The organism is Roseobacter sp., from assembly GCF_024639605.1.
In the GTDB taxonomy this organism is placed as follows: Bacteria; Pseudomonadota; Alphaproteobacteria; order Rhodobacterales; family Rhodobacteraceae; genus Roseobacter.
The window spans coordinates 1-8,697 of the sequence record NZ_JAHEHZ010000146.1 but is presented as its reverse complement, the minus strand read 5'-3'; the positions used below and the strand labels follow the sequence as shown (position 1 = coordinate 8,697).

The following is an 8,697-nucleotide window of genomic DNA, read 5'->3' as shown; positions in this document are numbered from 1 at the left end:
CGCGGCGCGCGCGCTCGCGAGATCCATACGCAAAGGAGATACCACACTCCTGGCCGTTCTGCTCACCTCAGGCATCCTCGGATCACGATCACTCACACTTGCCCTGGACCGGGATGTGCTTGCGAACCGTCTCGGCGTCCCGCCACGTGATCTCGCATCGGACCTTCATCATCATACTGCAGACGTCCGCCTCCGCCGCCGCGGTGTCGAAGCAAAGTTGATTGTTGGGGATCGTGCATTGCCTCCCGATGCTGTGCTTCTGCGTACACTGGACGCTGCACATCAGTGGACCAAATCCTTGTCCGCCGGGGTGCCTCTCGCAGATATTGCCAGAGAGGCGGGCCATCACGATGTTCATATCCGAACCCGTGCTCAGCTTGCGTTTTTGTCCCCAAGAATCCAGCGCGCAATCTGCGACGGCCAACAGCCCACCAACCTCACTTTGAAGCGCATCCTCACCCGACCCGTTCCGCTGGACTGGAAAAGTCAGGAGCGGCTTTACGGCTTCGACTGACGCGCGCGTCTTTCCCTGCTTTTTCCCTGCGCGGTCAACCAGGGAAACCCTCAGTAAAGCATTGATACCGCTGGTGTTTCCAACGCAGATACGCACCAAAATCAGTGATTTTCCGAAATCTTCCCTGCTTTTTCCCTGCTAGCAGGGAAAACTCCGCCAAAAGCGTACCCCATGATGCTGGCAACAGAGACCCATCCCCCATATCACGCCAAATGCGTCTCTAAGTGACATTTTATTTGGTGCGATGACTCCGTAAGTCGCGGAAAATCGGGGGCAAATTCCGCCATATTTTCACTTAATATCAATGACTTAGGTGTCTGGCGGAGGAGGTGGGATTCGAACCCACGGTACGCTTTCACGCACGCCGGTTTTCAAGACCGGTGCATTCGACCACTCTGCCACTCCTCCGTGTCGTGTGGTGTTGTGGCTTTTGGACGATGCCCGCGCGGTCTGCAAGCATTTTTGATGCGCGCTGCCTCTTTGTCATCGTTAATCCCGCCACAACCGGGCAACAATGCACTGCGGTCCCCGTACCAGGCGCTGCAGTGCGCAGAGGAATATTGCTGATCGGGGACGCCACACCTTCCCTCGCCCCTCATCTCGGGCTAATGTAACGGCAAAGCCCCCGCTAAAGAGGGTAAAAGGGCGGCCGGCGTTCCGGCTCACAGGCAAGGACGACAGTAAATGAACAGCAAACGCAGTTCCCGGATGTTCCGTTGCGGCCGTGGTGTCGCAGCAGGATTTGCAGCACTTCTCATACTCGCGGCATGTGACGAAACCGGCTCTTTCAGCCTCGGCGGAACACCATCCGCAACCGGTTCCACGGCCGGGTCCGTCTCACGCACCACCGACAAAGACGTCGAGTCTCCTGAGGTTTTTTACGCGCTGGAAAAGGCGCTCTGGGACGGACGCCCTTCTCTCGGCGGCGTTTGGGTGGCGTATCCCAATGTTGAAACGCCTGAGCGGGTGATCATCCGCAACAAGGAAAATGGTAAGTTCGTGATCGGCGCTCTGTTCCGGCGCATCAGCAACCAGCCCGGCCCGCAACTGCAACTCTCGTCAGATGCGGCAGCAGCGATTGATGTACTGGCTGGCGCACCTGTGGACCTTGAGGTTGTGGCTCTGCGAAAAGAGGTGATCGCGGAAGAGCCCCCGGAAGAGGATGTGCCGGAAGAGGCCGCCGAAGAAATGCCGGACGAGGGCAGTGAGGACAGTGTCCCTGCTGCAGCAACGGGATCAGCGTCAGCGGCAGCCACGGCCACAACGGCGGCCTCTGATCCTGTTGTCGCGGCCGCTGAAACTGCGATTGCCGCACCTGAAAAGGAAACCGCAACTTCTGTGCCATCGACCGATATTGTTGCATCGACGCTGCCGGTCAGCACGCTGAGCAAACCCTTTTTGCAGGCAGCCACGGTCAGCAGCCAGAAAAACGCAGACCGTGCTGTAGACGATCTGCAAAAAGCCGGACTGAACGCCAGTTTCAAATCTGAGTCTGACGGCGACAGCACGCTGTGGCGCATTCTGGTCGGCCCCGCCGCCAGCCAGGCCGAGCGCGATACCATGCTCGCCAAGCTGAAAGAGGCCGGCTTTGCCGACGCCTATGCCGTATCGAAATGATCCCAATGATCTCAAGCAGGAGCCCGAAACACGTGATCCGACTTGCCATCGCACTGATTGCGCTCATGTCCTGGACAGTGAGTGCCGCAGCCTTTGAGACCAAGGCTACATCGGCCTTTGTCATCGACCAGAGCACAGGTACTGTGCTGCTCAACAACAACGCCGATCTGCCGCTGCCTCCGGCTTCTATGTCGAAACTGATGACGCTTTATATGGCGTTCGAGGCGATCCGGCGCGGTAAATCCGACGGCGGGCTGGATCTGAACGAAGAACTGCCGGTCTCCGAGCACGCGCAGTCTTTCGGCGGATCGAGCATGTTTCTGCGCTCAGGCGAAACTGTTTCTGTCGAAGACCTGATCCGCGGCATTATCGTACTTTCGGGCAACGATGCCTGCGTCGTCATCGCCGAAGCTCTGTCGCCTGACGGGACGGAAGCCGGGTTCGCGCGGCTGATGACACAGCGCGCACAGCAGATGGGCATGACGAATTCCACCTTCACCAACTCCAGCGGCTGGCCGGCGCCCGGGCATCTGATGTCCATGCGGGATCTGGCGCTGCTCGCACACCGGCTGATTGTGGATTTCCCTGAGTACTATCCGCTCTTTGCCGAAACGGAGTTTGCTTTTGACAACCGCGTCCCGTCCAACCGGCTTAACCGCAACCCGCTGCTGACCATGGGCATCGGCGCCGACGGGCTGAAAACCGGCCATACGGAAGCTGCGGGCTACGGGTTGACCGGATCCGCCAAACAGGGCGACCGTCGGATCATTTTTGTTCTCTCCGGCATGGACAGCATTGCCGATCGTGCCAGCGAAGCGCAGGCGGTGGTCAACTGGGCGTTCCGGCAGTTTGCGATGCGGCCCCTCGCCACCGAAGGACAGGAGTTTGCCCGTGCCGACGTCTGGATGGGTGCGGAGCCTACTGTCGGCCTCGTGGCGCCTGAAGATGTAAGTGTGCTGATGCCGGCGCTGGCCGAGCGGTCTTTTGAGGGCGAAGTGATCTTTTCCGGGCCTGTCGAGGCCCCGATTGCCAAGGGGGATCAGCTTGCAGAGCTGGTGTTCACGCTTGACGGTCTGCCGGAAACCCGGCTGCCGCTGGTTGCGGACCGCGATGTCCCTTCGGGCGGCTTTGTGAGCCGGATGACAACAGCGGCAATGGTGCTTTTCAACCAGCTGATCGCGGGCCCGGAGGGCGCAACGTGACATCTGCCTCCGGGCAGCAGGGCAGTTTCATTACATTCGAAGGCATCGACGGTTCAGGAAAATCCACACAGGCCCGCAGGCTTGCCGATCACCTGCGCGCCCGTGGCCATGACGTGGTAGTCACCCGGGAGCCCGGCGGATCACCCGGCGCCGAGGAAATCCGCGCACTGGTCCTGCAGGGCGATCCGGATCGCTGGTCTGCCGAAACCGAAATACTGCTCTTTACCGCGGCACGCCGGGATCACATGGAACGTCTTATCGGCCCTGCCCTTGCGGCGGGTAAAACGGTGATCTGTGACCGTTTTGCAGACAGCACCCGCATGTATCAGGGGCTGTCGCGCGGTGATCTGCGCGCGGTTGTCGATCAGCTGCACAGTCTGATGATCGGCCGTGAACCGGATCTGACTGTGCTGATCGATATGGACCCGGCCACGGGGCTTGAACGCGCGCTTTCGAGGCAAACACAGGACGAGCGTTTTGAGGCCTTTGGCGCCGGACTGCAGCAGGAAATGCGCGCGGGGTTTCTCGCACTTGCCGAAGAATTCAGCGACCGGTTCCGCGTGGTGAACGGCAACCGGGACATTGATACCGTGGCCGCAGATATCGCCGCCATAGCGGACGAAGCCCTGGCATGAGCGCGCCCGACCAGATCGAAGGTGCCCCGCATCCGCGGGACACGCCCCGGCTTTTCGGGCAGGGCGCGGCAGAACAGGCTTTTCTGGATGCTTATGCCACAGGCAGGCTGCACCATGGCTGGCTTCTGACCGGACCGCGCGGCATCGGAAAGGCAACGCTGGCCTGGTCGATCGCGCGCTTTCTTCTGGCCACTCCGCCTCAGGATGATGACGGGCTTTTTGGCGCCCCGCCCCCGCCCGGCACGCTGGCCATCGATCCCGAACATCCCGTCGCCAGACGGATCACCGCCGGAGCCGAGCCCGGCCTGCGGGCTGTTACCCGCACCACCAACCCCAACACCGACCGGATGCGGGATGAGATTGTCGTGGATGATATCCGCAGCCTTGCAGGGTTTTTCCGGCTGTCCGCCGCCGATGGCGGACGGCGCGTGGTGATCGTGGATGCCGCGGATGAGATGAACACTTCTGCGGCAAATGCGCTGCTGAAGATGCTCGAGGAGCCGCCCGCCCGCGCGACGCTGCTGCTGATCAGCCACCAGCCATCGCGCCTCCTGCCAACGATACGGTCGCGCTGCCGCAGCCTGCGGCTTTCCACGCTTTCCCCCGCAGATATGGATCAGGCGCTCGCACAGGCCGGGGCCGCGACCGGCACTCAGTCTGCGGCTTTATCAGAGCTTTCGGGGGGATCCGTCGGTGCAGCTTTACGACTGAGCCTGATGGACGGTCTCAGCCTTTACGCCGAAATCACCTCGATCCTGCGCGGCCTGCCACAGTTTGACCGCGCCCGTGCGGTCAGACTGGCCGACGCCGCCGGCGCGCGCGGGGCGGCGGCAAAACTGGATCTCACTTTTGTTCTGCTCGATCTGCTGATGTCACGGCTTGCACGCACAGGTGCAACCGGCGCGCCACCTGGCGTCGAAGCCGCACCCGGCGAGGCTGAAATGCTGCTACGGCTGGCCCCGACCCCGCTGGCCGGTCGCGCCTGGGCACAGACCGCTCAGGAGACAGGCGCGCGGGTAGCACACGGGCGGGCGGTGAACCTTGACCCTGCCGCTCTGGTTCTAGATACCCTGATCAGAATAAGCCAAACCGCCACCTCCTGATCCGGGAGGCGGCCCCGTTCCCGGATCGTCATGACCGACACACCACGGATTACCGACAGCCATTGTCACCTCGACTTCCCCGACTTTGACGGTCACCGTGATGAGGTGGTCGCACAGGCGGCTGAAGCAGGCGTTCACCGCATGGTCACGATTTGCACAAAGCTGCGCAACGAACCTGCCGTGCGCGCCATCGCCGAGGCGCATGACCCGGTGTTTTATGCCGCGGGCACCCATCCGATGAGTGCCGCCGACGAACCGCTTGCGACGACGGATGCGCTTATCGCCATTGCACAGCATCCCAAGATGGTCGGGATCGGAGAGACAGGGCTCGATTACCATTACACTGCCGACAGTGCCGGGGTGCAGCAGACCTCTTTGCGCATTCACATCGACGCCGCGCGGCAGACCGGTTTGCCGCTGATCATCCATGCACGCGACGCCGATGACGACATGGCGCAAATTCTGACGGAAGAATACGCACACGGCGCCTATACCTGCGTCATGCACTGCTTTTCCTCCTCGGCCGCCCTTGCCGGGGCAGCCCTTGAACTTGGGTTTTACCTCTCGATGTCGGGTATCACAGCCTTCCCGAAATCGGGCGATTTGCGCGATATATTCGCGGCGGCCCCCGTGGACCGGATTCTGGTGGAAACCGATGCGCCCTATCTCGCGCCGCCGCCCTTTCGCGGCAAGCGCAACACGCCCGCCTATACCGCTCATACCGCGCGCCGCGGAGCAGAGACGATGGGTATGGACTACGCCGCCTTCGCCGCGCAGACCGAAGCCAATTTCGAGCGTCTCTTTTCCAAGGCGGCGCGGTTCCGGGTTGCTGCCTGATGGCTGAGCTTAGGGTGACCATTCTGGGGTGCGGTTCTTCGGGCGGCGTGCCGCGCCTTGGCGGGCACTGGGGCGACTGCGACCCCGACAACCCCAAAAACCGCCGCCGCCGGTGTTCGATCCTCGTTGAACGGATCAACGATGCCGGTACGACAAGCGTGCTGGTCGATACCTCGCCCGATCTGCGCGATCAGCTTCTGTCGACGGGCACCGGGCGGCTTGACGGCGTGATTTATACTCATTCGCATGCCGATCACACCCATGGCATCGACGATCTGCGCATGATCGTTTTCAACATGCGCGCGCGTCTGCCGGTCTGGGCCGATCCGCCTACCCGCGATGCGCTGCTACAGAGGTTTGATTACGCCTTTATTCAGCCCGAAGGCTCCACCTATCCGCCGATACTCGACATGAACCTGATCGATGGTGACACGGTGATCGACGGCGCCGGGGGACCGATTACCTTCACGCCGTTCAGCGTCCGGCACGGCGGTATGGATGCTCTGGGTTTCCGTATCGGCAACGTCGTTTATCTGCCCGATGTGGCAAGCATCCCCGAGGACCAGTGGTACCATCTCGAAAACCTCGACTGCTGGATCGTGGACGCGCTGCGCCGCGAACCGCATCCGACACACGCGCATCTGGCGCGAACTCTGGAATGGATCGAACGGGCCAGACCGCGCCGGGCTGTGCTGACCAACATGCATATCGATCTCGACTATGACACGCTGCAGGCGGAAACCGCCGCACATATCGAACCCGCATGGGACGGGTTATCGCTCTCTTTTCCCGCCCCCTGACGGCCTTCCTGCCGCAGTATTTCCCGTCGGAGGCATCCTGCCTTCCCAAAGGCGCAAAGGCCGCTGATGCAGACCCTGCTCGACGTCATTCTTCCGGTTTTTCTGGTCATCGGCTTTGGCTATGTCGCGGTCTGGCGCAACCTCTTCCCCGAAACCGGCATCGACGGGGTCATGCGGTTTACACAAAACTTTGCCATCCCCTGCCTTCTGTTTCAGGCCATCGCGAAAATTGATCTGGAAGCCTCCTTCGATCCCGGGCTGCTCGGCAGCTTTTATGCCGGTGCGGCCATCTGTTTTTTCCTCGGCATCTTTGGTGCGCGTGCCTTTTTCAGGCGCGAGTGGGAGGACTGCGTGGCCATCGGCTTTTGCTGTCTTTTCTCCAATTCGGTGCTGCTCGGCCTGCCGATCACCGAGCGCGCCTACGGGGCAGATGCGATGACCGGCAACTTTGCCATTGTCGCGCTGCATTCGCCCTTTTGCTACGGGATTGGCATCACGGCGATGGAGATCACCCGCAACCGCGGGCAGTCGCCGGTGGTAATGATCCGCTCGGTCACCCGCGCGATGTTCCGCAATGCGCTGGTGTTGTCCATCGGCGCAGGTTTCATGGTGAACCTCTCCGGAGCGGGCCTGCCAGGCGTGGTGGATGACGCGTTGAGCCTGATCGCCCGTGCGGCCCTTCCGGCGGCTCTTTTTGCCCTGGGCGGTGTGCTGTTTCAGTACCGCCCAGAAGGCGACCTGCGCGCGATCGCGATGGTCTGTGCCATAACGCTGATCGTGCACCCGGCCCTGATGTGGATCTTTGGCAAAGCCTCCGGTGTAGAGGGCGAATTCTTCCGGTCCGGTGTTCTGACGGCCGCGATGGCGCCGGGCTTTAACGCCTATATCTTTGCCAATATGTACGGTCGGGCCAAACGGGTCGCCGCCTCTTCCGTGCTGATCGCAACCGGTTCGTCGATCCTCTCGGTCTGGCTCTGGCTGGAACTGCTGGCCGGCACCTGAACACCTGCTGCCGGTTTCCGGCAGCAGGTGCTCAATTAATCTGAGACATACCGCGAATGTCTTGCCATCCGCATCCGTCAGGTTAGATACGGTAACTGAACAGTTCAGTTCAGTTTATTACCGGAGTGCGATGAATGCGCCTGTCCCGCGTTGCAGCAGTAACACTTTTTCTTGGCTTTCTCTTCAGCGCAGGTGTCGCTCCGGCTCAGTCAGGCGACACCGCAGAACTCGGGCCGTCCGGCCAGCCGGTGCCGGTGCCTTCGGTTAAACTGATTGCGCCTGATGACGCAAATACCGGTTTCGTGCGCCGCTTCTTTGGCAGGATCGCTGCGCGTGAAACGGTGGATCTCAGCTTCGAGGTCGGCGGCAGGCTGGTGCAGGTGCCGGTCGTGGAAGGTGAAAGCTATCCCGTGGGCGCCGTGGTTGCCGAGCTTGAAACAGATACATTTGAGCGTGCAGTCGCGCGGGCGGAACTGAACCTGCGGCAGGCGAAACGCGATCAGGACCGCGCAAGCCGCCTTGCGGCTTCGAATGTGGCCTCTGCTGTGCGCGCAGAAGATGCGCAGACCGCGCGTGAGCTTGCCGAAGTTGCTCTGAGCGATGCGCGCGACGCATTAGAGGATTCTGTTCTGCGCACGCCCTTCGATGCTCTCGTGGCTGCGCGGCTGGCGGCTAACTTTTCAAATGTCGAACCCGGTCAGCCTATCCTGCGGCTGCATGACATGTCGGAAATCCGGGTTCAGATCGATGTGCCCGAGCGGCTGTTTCAGTCCGGCATCCCGCCTGAGGCCATTACCTTCACCGGTGAGGTTGCGCAGCGCAAAGACCCTGTCCCGCTGGAACTGATCGAATTTGAAGCCCAGACCGAAGCCATCGGACAGACATTTCTCGTGACCCTGCGTCTGCCGGATCTGAATATCTCTACCCTTATCCCCGGCGCGTCGATGACGGTGACCGCGACGGTCAACGCTGATTACACCCCGCCGG

General features: G+C 61.4%; 8 protein-coding genes, 1 tRNA gene and 1 pseudogene. 9 read left to right on the top strand and 1 reads right to left on the bottom strand.

What is annotated here, in order from left to right; all coding sequences use genetic code 11:
- Window positions 1-514: pseudogene (locus Q0M35_RS15470) on the top strand (hypothetical protein); the annotation flags it as partial.
- Between the two features lie 318 nt (window positions 515-832).
- Here the strand turns inward: Q0M35_RS15470 and Q0M35_RS15465 are convergent.
- Window positions 833-922: transfer RNA gene (locus Q0M35_RS15465), tRNA-Ser, on the bottom strand.
- Between the two features lie 276 nt (window positions 923-1,198).
- Between Q0M35_RS15465 and Q0M35_RS15460 the strand changes: the two genes are divergently transcribed.
- The 8 genes from Q0M35_RS15460 to Q0M35_RS15425 form a co-directional block, all read left to right on the top strand.
- A complete protein-coding gene (locus Q0M35_RS15460) occupies window positions 1,199-2,131 on the top strand; it encodes an SPOR domain-containing protein (RefSeq protein ID WP_295316880.1) in 933 nt (310 codons plus the stop codon).
- A gap of 32 nt (window positions 2,132-2,163) precedes the next feature.
- Window positions 2,164-3,333, top strand: coding sequence for a D-alanyl-D-alanine carboxypeptidase family protein (locus tag Q0M35_RS15455; protein WP_295316878.1), 1,170 nt, complete (start codon window positions 2,164-2,166; stop codon window positions 3,331-3,333).
- Window positions 3,330-3,968 (top strand): dTMP kinase, encoded by a 639-nt coding sequence (tmk, locus tag Q0M35_RS15450; protein ID WP_295316876.1) that lies wholly within the window; start codon window positions 3,330-3,332, stop codon window positions 3,966-3,968. The genes Q0M35_RS15455 and tmk overlap by 4 nt, the downstream gene beginning before the upstream one ends.
- On the top strand, window positions 3,965-5,071 hold the full coding sequence (locus tag Q0M35_RS15445) for a DNA polymerase III subunit delta' (RefSeq protein WP_295316874.1): 1,107 nt from the start codon (window positions 3,965-3,967) through the stop codon (window positions 5,069-5,071). Before tmk ends, Q0M35_RS15445 begins: the two co-directional genes overlap by 4 nt.
- 30 nt (window positions 5,072-5,101) lie before the next feature.
- Window positions 5,102-5,908 carry a TatD family hydrolase gene (locus Q0M35_RS15440; protein WP_295316872.1) on the top strand — a complete coding sequence of 269 codons (807 nt, stop codon included), beginning with the start codon at window positions 5,102-5,104 and terminating at the stop codon, window positions 5,906-5,908.
- A complete protein-coding gene (locus Q0M35_RS15435) occupies window positions 5,908-6,708 on the top strand; it encodes an MBL fold metallo-hydrolase (RefSeq protein ID WP_295316870.1) in 801 nt (266 codons plus the stop codon). The genes Q0M35_RS15440 and Q0M35_RS15435 overlap by 1 nt, the downstream gene beginning before the upstream one ends.
- Window positions 6,709-6,774: 66 nt before the next feature.
- Entirely contained in the window at window positions 6,775-7,710 is a 936-nt protein-coding gene (locus Q0M35_RS15430; RefSeq protein ID WP_295316868.1) for an AEC family transporter, read from the top strand.
- A 134-nt stretch (window positions 7,711-7,844) separates the two neighbouring features.
- A partial coding sequence (locus Q0M35_RS15425) for an efflux RND transporter periplasmic adaptor subunit (RefSeq protein WP_295316866.1) occupies window positions 7,845-8,697 on the top strand: 853 nt, incomplete at its 3' end.